This is a genomic window from Zobellia roscoffensis, from assembly GCF_015330165.1.
In the GTDB taxonomy this organism is placed as follows: Bacteria; Bacteroidota; Bacteroidia; order Flavobacteriales; family Flavobacteriaceae; genus Zobellia; species Zobellia roscoffensis.
The window spans coordinates 3159204-3174763 of sequence record NZ_JADDXT010000002.1; the positions used below are offsets into that span (position 1 = coordinate 3159204).

The window sequence follows — 15560 nt, forward strand, 5'->3', positions numbered from 1 at the left end:
AGCGCTATGAAAACTAAGTTGCTTTTTACATCTTTTGTAGTGGCCCTAGCGGGATTCTTATTCGGTTTTGATACTGTCGTAATTTCGGGAGCAGACCAACAATTACAGACTTTATGGGGTACTTCGGACCTTTTTCATGGCACGTTTATTATGTCTATGGCACTTTGGGGAACGGTTTTAGGTGCTATTTTTGCCTACATTCCCTGTGATAAAATAGGAAGAAAAAATACCCTTTTATGGATAGGTATACTCTACTTTATATCAGCATTGGGTTCAGGCTTGGCCAATGATCCGTATCTGTTTTCTTTCTTTCGTTTTCTTGGAGGTCTTGGAGTAGGGGCATCAACAGTTGCCGCCCCAACGTATGTTTCTGAAATAGCACCGGCCAAAAGCCGTGGTAGATTGGTGGCATTGTATCAGTTCAACATCGTTTTCGGAATTCTGATTGCATTTATCTCTAACTTCTTGTTGAAGGATTTTGGCTCGGAACCTTGGCGTTGGATGATCGGTATTGAAGCGCTACCGGCATTAATTTACACTTTGGCTATGTTGGGGGTTCCTAAAAGCCCTAGATGGTTGCTGGAGAAGAAAAATGATTTGGAGGGAGCAAAGAGGATACAACTGGACCTCACGGGTACCGAGTTGGATGAATCGGTCATTGATGAGTTGAAAGCTGAACAAACCGAGAAATCCGCATTGTTCGTTAAAAAATATAAATTCCCTTTAATGCTGGCCTTTTTGATTGCCTTTTTCAATCAATTATCCGGTATTAACGCCTTTCTATACTACGCACCTCGGATCTTCAGTTCTGCAGGTTTGGGAGAAAATTCGGCTTTGCTGAGTAGTATTGGTATAGGCGTTACAAATTTGGTATTTACTTTATTGGGACTTTATTTAATAGACAAAGTAGGGCGTAAAGTATTAATGTACATCGGTTCTATTGGATATATTATTTCCTTAACTATGGTCGGTTTGGCCTTTATGTTAGACTGGGAAGGAATGATGGTGCCAATTTTCCTTTTCATGTTCATTGCCTCGCATGCCATTGGGCAGGGGGCGGTAATCTGGGTATTTATATCCGAGATATTCCCCACAAAATTACGGGCTCAAGGGCAGTCTTTCGGTACCTCTACCCATTGGGTGCTCGCTGCATTGATAACCCTCATCATGCCTATTGCTTTGGGTAGTTTATCAAACCCTGGGATTGTGTTTTTCTTTTTCAGCGGTATGATGGTACTGCAGCTGTTGTTCGTCATTTTCATGATGCCGGAAACAAAAGGGAAGACATTAGAAGAGTTACAAAAAATAATAACAAAATAATTAAATCAAAAAAATCAGAAAATGGAAGTTAAGTACGCTGTGCATCCGGATGATGCCAAATTATACGACACACAAAGAATACGAAAAGAATTTCACAGCTCGGACCTTATGGGTGAAGATGCTATAACCATGGTATATACGCATTATGATCGTTTTATATATGGAACAGCTTTTCCTAAATCCAAAGACCTTCAACTGGAAAGTTATGATGAACTGAAAGCCGATTATTTTTTGCAGAGAAGAGAATTGGGCGTTATCAATGTTGGAGGTAAAGGGACAGTTACCGTAGACGGTGAAGTTTTTGAATTGGGAAATTTAGAGGCTCTATATGTGGGGAAAGGTTCAAAAGAGGTAAGTTTTGCGAGTTCGGACAATTCCGAGGCGGCGCAATTTTATTTGAATTCCGCTCCTGCACACAAAGAGTATCCAACCAAAAAAGCAACCCGTTCAGATGCTAATATAGTAGAGTTAGGTGCTGTAGAAACCAGTAACGAAAGAACATTATATCAGTACATTCATGAAGACGGAATTCAGAGCTGCCAGTTGGTAATGGGGTATACCGAATTGAAAAAAGGAAGCGTTTGGAATACCTTTCCACCGCACACCCATGAACGTAGAATGGAAGTCTATTTTTATTTTGATATTCCTGGGGATAATATTGTGATGCATTACATGGGGCAACCCCAAGAAACACGTCATATCGCCATGAAAAATTTTGAAGCGGTAGTTTCTCCACCATGGTCTATCCATTCAGGTTCGGGTACAAGTAACTATAGGTTTATCTGGGGAATGGCTGGTGAAAATAAAGCTTTTACGGATATGGATGGAGAACCTTTACAAGGGGTACTTTAAATTTTTTAAAAACGATAGTTAGAACAAATTATGATATTGGATAAATTCAGTTTAAAAGGAAAAACAGCTTTGGTAACAGGGTGTAAACGTGGAATCGGTTTTGCCATGGCGGAAGCTTTGGCGGAAGCCGGAGCGGATATTATTGGGGTTTCCGCTTCATTGGAGCTTTCAGGTTCAAAAATTGAAAATCGCATAACCGAGTTGGGGAAAAGCTTTAAAGCCTATCAGTGCGATTTTAGTGATAGAAAAGCACTCTATGCGTTTCTTGAAAAGGTAAAATCAGAAAACCCTACTATTGATATTTTGGTGAACAATGCTGGTACTATTTTAAGACAACCGGCAACCGAACATAGTGATGAGTATTGGGATAAGGTAATTGAAGTAAACCAAAATGCACAATTCATACTTTCTAGGGAAATAGGAAAAGAAATGGTGAAAAGAGGGAACGGAAAAATCATTTTCACCGCTTCATTATTGACGTTCCAAGGAGGTATTACCGTTCCGGGATATGCCGCTTCAAAAGGAGCGATAGGTCAGTTAACTATGGCGTTGTCAAATGAATGGGCCGGGAAAGGAGTACAGGTAAATGCCATTGCTCCAGGCTATATTTCTACGGATAATACGGAAGCTTTACGCAATGATAAAGACCGTAGTACATCCATTTTAGGGCGAATTCCGGCCGGAAGATGGGGCGAACCAGAAGATTTTAAAGGGCCAATTGTATTCTTGGCTTCCCCAGCATCAAATTACATGACGGGTACCGTGATGCTAGTAGATGGTGGCTGGATGGGCAGATAACAAAACATAACCAAACTTTAAAGGCACTAAAATGAAAATAGATTACAGGGGTTTCACATTGGTATATCTTGCCTTATCACTTTCTTTTTCGGCCTTTGGCCAAGAGAAAAACAAGGAGACTAAAAAACGACCAAACTTTTTGTTCGTATTGGTGGATGACCAATCTCCATTCGACTTGCAGGTGTATGACCCGAAATCGATATTGGAAACCCCTGTAATTTCAAAATTAGCGTCTGAGGGGATGGTTTTTGAGAATGCAAGACATATGGGGTCTTGGTCAGGGGCCGTTTGTACACCATCTAGACATATGATAATGAGCGGGCGAAGCGTTTGGCATCTGCCTTCAAAAGGAGATTTTAAAAATCCTGAAGAGCCTGTAGGTTTGGAAAAGCAGACTATGGGAGCTGTTTTTAATCGGGCTGGCTATAAGACTATGAGAACCTGTAAACAAGGGAATTCATATCCTGCGGCTAACGAACAGTTTACTGTAGTCAACGATGCAACTAAAAGAGGAGGCACTGAAGAAACGGGGAGCGCCTGGCACTCAAAACAAGTTTTGAGCTATTTAAATGACAGAGAAGACAAGTCCGTAACCGACCCATTTCTTATTTACTTTGGCTTTTCACATCCTCATGATACGAGAGACGGAACACCGGAGTTATTGGAGAAATATGGAGCAACCAATCATACGGATAAGAACAGTCTCCCCTTGGCATATATCAAACAGCCAAAACTTCAGGATAATTACCTAAATGCACATCCATTTTTTCATGGACACCCAGAACTACGGGACGAAGAACGTGTAAGTGGTGTTTGGAAAAATAGGGATGAAAGAACAGTTCGCAATGAGCTTGGCCGGGAATATGCCTGTTCTGAAAATATAGATATTCAGTTGGGTAAAGTATTGAAAAAATTAGATGCTATGGGAGAATTGGAAAATACCTATATCATCTATACCTCTGATCATGGTATGTCCATTGGTAGACATGGTCTTATGGGGAAACAAAATTTATATGAGCATACGTGGCGTGTGCCTTTTATCATAAAAGGCCCTGGTATAAACACAGGAACACGGGTAAATGGGAATATTTATCTGTTGGATATTTTACCTACACTTTGTGATTTAGCAGGTATAGAAGTTCCTGAAACAGTAGAGGGCGCTAGTTTTAAACCAATTTTAGAAGGTGAAAAAGAGTCTGTCCGTGATGTGATGTACGGAGTGTATTCCGGAGGAACAAAACCAGGTATGCGCTCAGTGAAAAAAGGCGATTGGAAATTGATTAAGTACGATATGATGGATGGAGCGGTTCGCGAAACTCAACTTTTTAACCTAGCCGAAAATCCAAATGAATATCTAAAAGAACATCAAAAAGAAGGTGAGACGGAAACGAACCTAGCAGATAATCCACGGTACGCCAATAAATTGGCAGAAATGGAAGCCTTGTTATTAGCAGAAATGGAATCACATGATGATCCTTATAGACTTTGGAATCAAGTAAAATAAAATCTAGAATTATGAATTAAATAGCGGTACATGAAACTTCATCTATTGAATAGAACATCTGTTTCTGATCGATCATTTTCGGTCAACCATAATCTGTACCCAAATTTCTTAAGGGTATGGCATTATCACCCAGAGATTGAATTGGTGGTTATTCTAAAAAGTTCTGGAACACGTTTTATAGGCGATAGTATTGAAAAGTTTCAAGAAGGCGAAGTTGTGCTCATTGGAAAAAATGTACCACACATGTGGTTGAACGATGAAATTTATTTTCAACCGGATAGCTCATTGGAGGCAGAAGCTTTCGCCATACATTTTACTAGAGATTTTTTAGGAAAAGGATTTTTTGATATACCTGAAATGAAAGAAGTGGCCGGCCTACTAGCTAGAGCCAATAGGGGTGTTAAGTTCAGTTCTTTAAATGATGAGTTGGTAGCTGAAATTATGAAGCTTATAGACTATGATCCCACCACGCGTGTGTTTAAAACTATTGAGGTTTTATCAAAGTTGGCACAGCATGAAAATTACCAGTTGCTGTCAACCACTAGCTTCGTAAATGCTTTTCAAAAGACGGATAATCTGCGTATGGATAAAATTTACGCCTATGTATTTGAAAATTTTAATGATGGGATTAGTGCCAGTGATGTGGCCAAAATGACCGGTATGAACAAATCGGCATTTAGTAGATTTTTTAAGAAGACCCATAAAAAATCATTTACCAGATACCTTAATGAAATAAAAGTAGGTTATGCATGTAGGCTACTTTTGGAGAATAAAGAAAGTATTACTTCTATAGCCTATTTGTCTGGATTTAATAACATCTCCAATTTTAATAGGCAGTTTAAAATTATTCATGGTTTGGCACCTTCTGCTTATTTGAAATATCATTCTTCAAACGACTAAAAATACCTTTTTGCGCAAAAAAAGTATTAGAAATAGTATTTTTTTTGGTAGTTGACCACACGATAGATTATTAGTTTTAACCACATTGAAATATTGATAATAATCACTCTAATTATTTAGGTAATTTTAATAGTTCAGTTTGTTTAATTGAGTATTTCTCATTTATAATCTTTATCCAAGTTGATTTTACTTTAAATCGATTACTGTAAATAGTCTTCGGAATAGTAGCGGTACGAAACAAATTCTTTTTCAAAATTTTAAAATGCGGGTAGGTCAATTCAAATATTTCCAATCTGGTGCAAAAGGCTTTTTAACAGGCGCTTTGCTTATTACGGGCGCTATATTTTTGAATGGACAAAGCAAAACTTCTACAATTGAAAAGCAAACAATCCTATTAGAAAATACTACTGAAGGTCCTTTCTGGGTTAAAACTACTTTAATCGAAAGTGGTGTGTTAGAAACCCCGAAGTACAATTTTACTAGTGAGTTTGATGCTGAAAAATCAGAAGATAATATAAATGGAATTTTTTATGAAGGTCTACCTTATAAAGGAAAACCAACACAAGTGTTTAGTTGGTACGGAGTACCCGAAAACCTGGCTAAAAAAGATAAAGTCCCTGCAATAGTCTTAGTGCATGGAGGTGGAGGTACCGCATTTGTTGATTGGGTCAAAGAATGGACCAACAGGGGATACATTGCAATGGCAATAGCCTTGGAAGGCCAAATTCCTGGAGATAAAATTACCGGAGAGAATGAGAAAAAGGAGTATCAGACCTTTGAGTATTCCGGACCCAAGCGACAAGGCTTTTTTGGGGATGTAATTGTAGAAAAATTGGAAGATCAATGGTTTTTTCACGCACTTGCAGATGTGATGCTAGCTACAAGCTTATTGAAGAGCCTACCAAATGTAGACGAAAATAACATTGGGATTACAGGCATTTCTTGGGGAGGTATTCTAACTAATGTCATAACAGGTGTAGATAATCGGTATGCATTTGCTGTACCGGTTTACGGTTGTGGTTATTTACAGGAAACTCCTAATTATAGTAATCTGCTAGGCCAATTAAGTAAAGCGCAACAAACGTTTTATTTGAATACTTGGGAGCCATCTTTATATGTGCCGCTTCAAAAACAACCAACACTTTTTGTAAATGGCACCAACGATTTTCATTTTACCATGAACAGCTTTACTAAAACCTATGAAGCTTCTCCTAACGAAAAATATCTATCCATTGGGCATAATATGAAACATGGTCATCAAGCAGGATGGGCATCGGAGTCAATTTACTCGTTTGCAGAGTATATAACAAACAATGGTACTGCACCTGAATTACCAAAACTCATCCAAAACAAAAACAAGAAATTGTTGTATCAATATCAAGGAAAAGTAGATAAAGGGTATTTGTATTATACCACAGATACCGGTGATTGGGGAAAGGACAGTTACCAGTGGGTCGAAACCACTGCTGAAGTATCTGATACTAGTAAAACAATTTCAGCAAAGCTGCCTGACGAAGCAGTTGCTTATTTCATAAATATTATCAATTCAGAAGGTAGAATGTATAGTTCACCCATGAGAATAGTGGATGGTAATCGTCCGTAAACTTGTCAGCAATAGGTGTTATAATTAATCGAATTCAATTTAAAGTCCAAACCAATGAAACTTAAGCATACCAAGGTAAATACAGTATTGATATTATTTGCGATGTTCCTCTTTCAAAGTGGTTCTGTATTCAGCCAAAAGAAAGAAAAAGGAGAAAATATGGATGAGATGTGGGGGCATCAAAATTCATTGGGAGCCAATGCACCGGACTCTAGAACAAAATTATTTAATGATGGTAATTACGCTATGTTCATTCACTGGGGGATTTATTCAAAGATTGCCAATACATGGAAAGGCAGTACGTATTATGGTATTAGCGAATGGATAATGAACCCCAGACGTGCGAATATTCCTGTGGGTGAGTATATGGCTGAGGCTAAAACCTTTGATCCCGTAAATTTTGATGCTATGGCCATTGCTCAACTGGCCAAAGATGCCGGAATGAAATATATTGTAGTTACCAGTAAACACCATGATGGCTTTGCGATGTACAATTCCAAAAGCAACGATTTTAATATTGTAAAGGCCACGCCTTTTGCTAGGGATCCTATGAAGGAACTATCAAAAGCATGTAAGGAACTGGGTCTTGGTTTTGGCTTTTATTATTCGCACAATCAAGATTGGACATTTCCTGGAGGCAATGGAGGACCAAAGGTAAACGAGAAAGGAAAAGAAGTTGGTTTTGATTATTACTTCAAGGAAAAGTGTCTTCCGCAGGTCAAAGAAATTGTAACCCACTATGGTGATATCGCCATGGTGTGGTTCGATACGCCCGGTAATATGGAGAAAAAATATGTGGAAGAATTGGTTGAGGTTGTTCGCAAGCATCAACCTAATGCTATGATTTCAGGAAGGGCCGGTCATGGTTTAGGCGATTATAAGTCTTTAGGGGACATGAACATTCCCATAAAAAATATTGGTGGACTTTGGGAAACTGTTGACGTAACGAACGATTCTTGGGGGTACGCTTGGTACGACCAAAATTGGAAAAGCCCAAAACGGATTTTAAAAAGTATTATTTCTACTGTGGCCCGTGGCGGGACCTATATGCTAAATGTGGGGCCGGCACCAGATGGAACAATTCCCTTTGAGGCCCAAGAATCGCTGAGAGCATCAGGGGAATGGATTAGCAAGTATCCTCAGGTAGTATATAAAACTGGGTCTTCACCATGGGGTCATGCACTACCTTGGGGTGATGCAACCATAGCGGCTGATGGCAAATTGAACCTTTGTGTTTACAAATGGCCGTTAGATGGTAAACTATGGCTTCCAGGGTTAAAGAATACGATTAAGTCTGCTGATTTATTAGTGGACGGAAAAGGTCAAAAATTGGAAACTACAACCCAAGATGGTTGGGTAGCTATTTCATTACCGGCAAGACGAAACGAAAAATTAATATCTGTTATAGAACTAGAAATAGAGGGAAGCCCAGAGGTAGTTGTATCCAATAGTATTGACCCGGTTTTTTCCACAGTATTACCAGTAGATTTTGCAAAAGCAGAGGGTTGCGCCATTACAGAGAAAAGATGGATGGAGAAATTTGGGGAATGGAAGCATATTGAACAGGCCCAAGATTGGAAGGAAGGAAGTAATGTGACTTGGGAAATAGAGGTGAAAGACCCTGGTTATTATCAAACTGAATTAAACTATGCAGGAGAAGGCCGTTTGGTTTGGAATATAACTTCAGATGAGGGAGTTGTGGTTCAGAATCAGCAAAATTCATCAGTGGTATATAATTATTATGAAATGGGACTTATAAAGTTTAATAAACCCGGAAAGCATACCATAACTATTTCTTTGATAGATGGTAAAAAGAACAACGCAAGTCTAAAAGAAATACGGTTGACACCAGAAGGAAGCATGGAGTAATACTTTAAAAAAAACCTCTCCGTGCCTCATGTCTAAAAATGGGATGGATGGTGTATAAGGAAAAGGTCAAAAAGCTAATAAAGAAACTGATTATGAAAATATTGAAACATAAAACTCTTGGAACTTTATTATTGTTGTTTTCAATGACCCTAGGTGCTCAAAACATCCAGAAACCCAATATAATTGTCATTTATACAGATGACCAAGGTTATGGAGATGTTGGCGCACTTAATCCCGATGCTAAATTCAACACGCCAAATATGGATAAATTGGCCAATGAAGGCATCATTTTTACAGATGGGCATAGCAGTGATGCGGTATGTACACCATCTAGATACTCTTTGCTAACAGGGCGCTATAGTTGGCGGACCTCTTTAAAAGAAGGAGTTCTAAGAGCTGATGGACCTTGTTTAATCGAAAAGGATAGGATGACCATTGCTTCTTTACTTCAAGAAAATGGTTATAAAACGGCCATGATAGGAAAGTGGCATCTACAAATGGAATTTGAAGGAAGCTTAGGGAAAGACCGTGACTGGTCAAAGCCCTTTACAGATGGTCCAATAGAGAAGGGATTTGATTATTATTTTGGTATTCCGGCATCTATGAATTATGGCATTTTAACGTATTTGGAAAATGACAAGGTGTTAGATCCTCCTGTATTATGGACTAAAAAGAAAGCGGATAAAAGACCACGTGCATTTAGTGATAGTATTGACCCGAAAGGGTATAGAATGACACCACCCTATATAAGTGAGCGTAAAGAAGGCACAAGTGGCTGGGTAGAAGTCGCACCCTCATTTAACGATGAGTTGGTCTTAAAGACATTTGCTGATAAAGCTGTGGATTATATTAGCGAATCTGCAACGGAGGCCAAAGCAGGTAAACCGTTCTTTTTATACCTGCCATTGACCAGTCCACATTTACCGCATTGTACGCATCCTGATTTTCAAGGGAAGAGTAACTGCGGAAATTATGGCGATTTTATGGAAGAAACCGATCATAGAATAGGACAAGTTCTTAAAGCACTAAAATCGAACGGAATTGAAGAGAATACCCTAGTAATTTTTTCATCGGATAACGGAGCGGAGACCAACTACGTTTATCAGCGGGAAAAATATGGACACTATAGTAGTCTCAATTTTAAAGGAGGCAAACGAGATATTTATGAAGGTGGCCATCGGGTTCCTTTTCTTATGCGCTGGCCCAACGGCGTACAGGCAGGAACAAAATCTGATGTGCCCGTTTGCCAGACGGATTACTTGGCTACCATTGCCGATATTGTTGGGGTAGAGCTTCCGGATAATGCAGGTGAGGATAGTTATAGTTTATTGCCAATACTAAAAGGGGATAGTTATGATAAAACGGTAAGAGGAGCTGTAATTCATCATTCCGTTTCGGGTCGTTTTGCAATTAGAGAAGGGAAATGGAAACTAAATATGTTTCGGGGTTCTGGAGGTTCTTTAGAACCTAAAATTATTGAACCAAAAGAAGGTGAAGCCCTATACGAATTATACAATATGGAAAAAGACCCAGGAGAAACAACAAATCTTTATTTTGATAATCCGGACGTAGTAAAAAGACTTACTCAGAAAATCGCCAAAATTATTGAAGAGGGCAGGACTACGCCAGGTACACCTCAATCTTATGTGAAAGAAGGTTGGGATATGCCTGATTGGATAAAGTCATAACTCAAAATTGGATGAATATGACAATTACTAAACTAAATAAAACCAAGAAATGAAAATAGGAATAAAACTCTTGCTTTTTAGCGCTTTGATAATTCTTTCGTGTGGTGATAAAAAAGAAGGTAAAAAAGAGATAGCGGTTGATGAAGACACCCGGCCCAATATCATATTCATTTTTGCCGATGATTGGGGGTATGGTGATTTAGGTATTCATGGTAGTACCTTTTGTGAAACCCCAAACCTTGATAAAATGGCCGCAGAGGGCATGGACTTTCAAAACTTCTCTGTGGTGAATCCCGTTTGTTCACCAAGTAGAGTTGCCGTAATGACAGGGCAATTTCCGGCAAGGCAGAGTGTACACGGTCACTTTGCATCTGTGGAATCACATATAAAAAGAGGCATGCCGGATTGGTTAAACCCTGAAGCACCCTTACTTCCAAAAATGCTAAAAGAATCAGGGTATGCCACCGCTCATTTTGGAAAATGGCATCTTTCAAATACCCATATTAAAGATGCACCTAGTCCGTTGGATTATGGTTATGATGAGTACGGTGCGTTTAATTTACCGAGTAACCTGCATCAAATGCAAGCAGACTCAACCCTATATAAAACGATTGATTTTGTAAAACGGAACAAAGACAAACCGTTTTTTGTGAATGCTTGGATTCATGCTACACATACCCCGCATTATCCCAAAGAAAAGTACATGCAGCAATTTGCTCATTTAAAGGAACAACAACAGGTTTACGCAGCGGTGATAGCGGAGTATGATGCCCGCATTGGTGAGTTATTTAAAACCTTGCAAAATTTAGGTTTAGATGAAAATACATTGGTAGTTTTTTCTTCGGATAATGGACCTGAAATAACCGGAAAAATTAAAACTACCGATGATAATTCTACAGGCCCTGGTATGGGAACTTATTATTCTGTAGGAGAAACAGGGGGACTCAAAGGTCGTAAGCGTTCTTTATTCGCAGGCGGTGTGCGTATACCGTTTCTAGTGCGCTGGCCTGGTAAAACTCCATCTGGTGTGGTTGATAGAACTACAGAATTGGCTACGGTAGATTTGCTACCCACATTTTTAGAATTAGCGAATACAACCTATCCTGAAAATTATGAACCTGATGGGGTAAGTATAGTATCGGCTATTATGGGAAAACCTTTTGAAAGACAAAAGCCGATTTTTTGGGATTGGCGCTTTCCGAATGATCGACCTGATTTTTGGCCAAGTGCAGGTGTACAAGAAGGGAATTGGAAGTTGTTAGCAAATGAAGAACTAGGAAGAGCGGAATTATATGATATTTCTTCTGACTGGGCAGAGCAGAAAGATGTGTCGGTAGAAAATCCAGAAAAGAAGAAAGAACTAATGGATAAGTTCAAAACATTCGAAAAATCACTACCAAAAAGTCCACCTGCTAATTCATTTTCAGAAGAAAGAAATTCAATAGGTTCCACAAATGAATAATTACAAGAGAAAGTGAATTGAATCCTTGTACAATTTCATACGAATAAGAGAGCTCCATACGTGGAGCTTTTTTTATAATAATGATGTATCAGAACCTACAAAATATGGAAGTGAAATTTTCAGGTATTTATGGGATTAAGTATTTAAAATATTGAATTTCATCAAATTAAAGAGTAGTGAAAACCGTATTAAAAAGCTGCAAGTAATACAGTTTATGCAAAAAAAGTATCTAATCTGGTATTTTTTTTAGTGGTGAGAGCTTTTTTACATTCTTAGTTTTGGCTGTGTCATTTTATTAAAATGATAATATATAGTTTTTTGATATGATATATTAATTTTTTAAGACACCATTATTGCGATATACTTAATTCGCAGTCGCCAACCCATCGTACTAACTTAATTACTAGAAAATGAAAAAACGGACAACCAAAATTTACCCCTTTGGCATTATCCCAAAGGAGATTCTTAAGGTATGCTTTTGTGCATTCCTTTTACCAGCATTAATTTCTGAAGTTCAGGCGAGCAGCGCTCCCATAACTTCAGAACTTGATTTTGAAGATGTTCAACAGCAAATTACCGGTGCTGTATTGGATAATGCAGGGATACCACTTGCAGGTGTGAATGTTCTAATAGATGGCACAACAACAGGTACACAAACTGACTTTGATGGGAAATATACGATTGCTGCAAGTTCGGGAGATGTATTGGTCTTTTCGTACATTGGTATGAAAACTCAGTCGCTAGCGGTTGGCGCATCTAGTAGTATAGATGTAACCATGGAGGAGGATGCTGCAAGTTTAGATGAGGTGGTTGTAATTGGTTATGGTAGCCAAAAGAAAAGTGACCTAACAGGTGCCGTTGGTTCTGTCTCTGCAGCCGAGTTGCAAGAGCGTCCCGCCGCTTCCCTTACCCAATCCTTATCAGGTAAAATGCCTGGTGTAAGCGTATCTATTAATTCAGGTAGACCGGGAGGAAAATCTAATATCAGAATTAGAGGAAATTCTTCGGTTAGTCTTTCTAATGATCCATTGTATGTAGTAGATGGAATTATATTGGTCTCATCGGGATTGGGCAATAATAGTTCTCCAATAGATTACATCAACCCTAATGATATTGCTTCAATTGAAGTTTTAAAAGATGCTTCGGCAACGGCAATATATGGTTCTAGGGGTGCTAATGGTGTTATTCTGGTTTCTACGAAAAGAGGAAATAAATCAGGAGGGAAAATAAGCTATGATAGCTATTACAGTTTAGGAAACCTTTCCCGAAAAGTAGACGTACTGAATTCCGAACAATTTTTGATGATAGAAGAGGTCGCCTATCAGAATGCAGAAAAATATGATGCAGTGGGCTTTGCCAATGGCAAGTATACAGACCCTGCTTTAAAAAGAAATGATCCAAAACTTTTTGATGCCAACGGCAATCCGCTTTATGATACGGACTGGCAAGATGAGGTAACCCGGGCGGCCTTCACACAGAACCACCAACTGTCGTTTACAGGAGGAAATGAGAAAGGTAGTTATGGTGCGTTTCTTGGTTATATGGACGAAGAAGGCATCATGAAAGATTCATGGTTAAAGAGATATTCTGGTCGTTTTGTTTTTGATTCCAATATTAGGGATTGGATGAAAGTAGGCGGTAGTCTTAGTTATAATAATCAAAAAGAAAGAGTCATTCACGCCTCGTGGGTAGGTAGAAATATGATTGAAAATATTCCAATTGTTCCAGTAAAATATCCAGATGGTAGTTGGGCTAGTAATGCGGATTATCCAGGAATGGAAGGAGGTCCAAATCCAGTACGGGTAGGTGAAGAGTACAAAAAGTTTTTGCGAACTAATACCATACTAGGAAACATATTCGCCAATATTACCTTGGCAAAGGGACTGGATTTTAGAACTTCCATAGGTGTAAATAACGTAGAGCAAAAAACGGATGAATATGCTGGCCGTGAACTAAGTTTTATTGGAACGAATACAAACGGTTACGCAGAAAGATCGGCAAATGAGTATACTTCATGGCAATTTGAAAATTACCTGACCTATAACAAAGAGATTGCTGATACCCATTCCATAACTGGTTTGTTGGGGATATCATGGCAACATATAAATAATACGGCATTTAGTGCCCGAGCGGAGAATTTCTCGGATGACTTTTTTAGCTTCGATAATTTAGGAGCAGGATCAGTGGTTGGCAATCCAACGTCAAGTGCTTTTGCTTATGGCCTGAATTCTTATTTCGGACGGATCAATTACGGACTTCAAAATAAATACTTATTGACTGTTACAGGTCGTGTAGATGGATCATCCAAATTTGGAGATACCAATAGATACGCTTTCTTTCCTTCAGCGGCCTTGGCTTGGAAAGTTTCCGAAGAGAATTTCTTGAAAGAATCTAAAACAATATCCAATCTTAAATTAAGAGCTAGTTACGGTGTTACGGGTAACTCGGAAATACCTGCATACGGAGCATTACCAGGTTTAGGAAACTATGCTTATGTGGTTAATAACTCGGTTGTTAATGGTATTGGTATAGATCGTTTGGCAAATCCTGATTTAAAATGGGAAAAAACAAACCAAGTAGATGCAGGAATTGAAGTTGGTCTATTTGATGGAAGAATTTCCTTTGAGGCGGATATCTACCGTAAACTGACCGAAGATATGCTACTGAACTCACCAGTGCCCACCAGTAGTGGTTATGCCTCGGTATTTCGGAATATTGGAAGTATGGAAAATAAGGGTATTGAATTTTCTTTAAGTACCAGGAATATTGCCACCGATAATTTTTCTTGGGACACGGATTTCAACATTGCAATGAATAAAAATGAGGTAGTCGCGCTTTCTGGAGGAAGTGATATTTTTTCTAGTAGAACAATCATTCGAGAGGGAGAGGCTGTAGGTTCATTCTTTGGCCTTGTTAATCTGGGAACATGGGGAACCGATGAAGCGGATGAAGCGGCAACATATTTCAGATTACCAGGAGATGTTAAGATTGAGGATAGAAATGATGATGGGGTTATCAATCAGGCAGATAGAACCATTATTGGAAAAGGTATTCCTGATGGTTACGGAAGCTTAATAAACACCTTCCGCTACAAGAATTTTGAATTATTGGTGGATTTACAGTTTCAGTATGGTAATGATATCATGTACATCACTACCCGTCCGCAAGAAAATCGCCAAGGTATTGCAAACAGTCTTGCTACCGTATTGGATGCCTGGACGCCTGAAAACCAGGATACGGAAATTGCACAGTGGAGACCTGTATCTGCAGGTTATGATAATTTAGACACCTCTCACATGATTCAAGATGGGTCGTTTATTAGAGGTAGAAACTTATTGTTGGGATACAATTTCTCACCGGATATTTCTGAAAAACTAAAGCTAAGCAGGTTAAAGATATATACGTCTGCGCAAAATTTCTTTGTGAGCACAAAATATGAAGGTTATGATCCAGAGGTGCAAACTAGTGATACCACATTTGGACAAGGAGAGGTAAACTTTGATCAATATCCAAAGCCTAGAGTATTTATGATTGGGTTGAACGCAACTTTCTAAACAAAAAATG

Annotated in this window: 10 protein-coding genes; all 10 read left to right on the forward strand. The window is 38.8% G+C overall.

Annotation, left to right across the window (positions count from 1 at the left end):
- Positions 1-6 precede the first annotated feature (6 nt).
- Entirely contained in the window at positions 7-1320 is a 1314-nt protein-coding gene (locus IWC72_RS13000) for a sugar porter family MFS transporter (RefSeq protein ID WP_194530038.1), read from the forward strand.
- A 21-nt stretch (positions 1321-1341) separates the two neighbouring features.
- Positions 1342-2172, forward strand: coding sequence for a 5-dehydro-4-deoxy-D-glucuronate isomerase (gene kduI / locus IWC72_RS13005; protein ID WP_194530039.1), 831 nt, complete (start codon positions 1342-1344; stop codon positions 2170-2172).
- Positions 2173-2205: 33 nt separating this feature from the next.
- The gene (locus tag IWC72_RS13010) at positions 2206-2970 is read left to right on the forward strand and encodes an SDR family NAD(P)-dependent oxidoreductase (protein WP_194531154.1); all 765 of its coding nucleotides are present in this window, start codon (positions 2206-2208) and stop codon (positions 2968-2970) included.
- A 31-nt stretch (positions 2971-3001) separates the two neighbouring features.
- A complete protein-coding gene (locus IWC72_RS13015) occupies positions 3002-4474 on the forward strand; it encodes a sulfatase-like hydrolase/transferase (RefSeq protein WP_194530040.1) in 1473 nt (490 codons plus the stop codon).
- Between the two features lie 30 nt (positions 4475-4504).
- Positions 4505-5374, forward strand: coding sequence for an AraC family transcriptional regulator (locus IWC72_RS13020; RefSeq protein WP_194530041.1), 870 nt, complete (start codon positions 4505-4507; stop codon positions 5372-5374).
- 262 nt (positions 5375-5636) lie between these two features.
- Positions 5637-6977, forward strand: a complete 1341-nt coding sequence (locus tag IWC72_RS13025; RefSeq protein WP_194530042.1) for an alpha/beta hydrolase family protein — start codon at positions 5637-5639, stop codon at positions 6975-6977.
- A 54-nt stretch (positions 6978-7031) separates the two neighbouring features.
- A complete protein-coding gene (locus tag IWC72_RS13030) occupies positions 7032-8846 on the forward strand; it encodes an alpha-L-fucosidase (RefSeq protein WP_194530043.1) in 1815 nt (604 codons plus the stop codon).
- A 92-nt stretch (positions 8847-8938) separates the two neighbouring features.
- Positions 8939-10534, forward strand: a complete 1596-nt coding sequence (locus tag IWC72_RS13035; protein ID WP_194530044.1) for a sulfatase family protein — start codon at positions 8939-8941, stop codon at positions 10532-10534.
- Between the two features lie 49 nt (positions 10535-10583).
- Entirely contained in the window at positions 10584-11996 is a 1413-nt protein-coding gene (locus IWC72_RS13040) for a sulfatase-like hydrolase/transferase (protein WP_194530045.1), read from the forward strand.
- Between the two features lie 410 nt (positions 11997-12406).
- Positions 12407-15550 carry a SusC/RagA family TonB-linked outer membrane protein gene (locus IWC72_RS13045; RefSeq protein ID WP_194530046.1) on the forward strand — a complete coding sequence of 1048 codons (3144 nt, stop codon included), beginning with the start codon at positions 12407-12409 and terminating at the stop codon, positions 15548-15550.
- Positions 15551-15560: the final 10 nt, after the last annotated feature.

Coding starts and splice junctions, on each gene's coding strand:
- IWC72_RS13045 (WP_194530046.1), top strand. CDS start 12,407: ATGAAAAAACGGACAACCAAAATTTACCCCTTTGGCATTATCCCAAAG.
- kduI (WP_194530039.1), top strand. CDS start 1,342: ATGGAAGTTAAGTACGCTGTGCATCCGGATGATGCCAAATTATACGAC.
- IWC72_RS13040 (WP_194530045.1), top strand. CDS start 10,584: ATGAAAATAGGAATAAAACTCTTGCTTTTTAGCGCTTTGATAATTCTT.
- IWC72_RS13015 (WP_194530040.1), top strand. CDS start 3,002: ATGAAAATAGATTACAGGGGTTTCACATTGGTATATCTTGCCTTATCA.
- IWC72_RS13030 (WP_194530043.1), top strand. CDS start 7,032: ATGAAACTTAAGCATACCAAGGTAAATACAGTATTGATATTATTTGCG.
- IWC72_RS13000 (WP_194530038.1), top strand. CDS start 7: ATGAAAACTAAGTTGCTTTTTACATCTTTTGTAGTGGCCCTAGCGGGA.
- IWC72_RS13035 (WP_194530044.1), top strand. CDS start 8,939: ATGAAAATATTGAAACATAAAACTCTTGGAACTTTATTATTGTTGTTT.
- IWC72_RS13025 (WP_194530042.1), top strand. CDS start 5,637: ATGCGGGTAGGTCAATTCAAATATTTCCAATCTGGTGCAAAAGGCTTT.
- IWC72_RS13020 (WP_194530041.1), top strand. CDS start 4,505: ATGAAACTTCATCTATTGAATAGAACATCTGTTTCTGATCGATCATTT.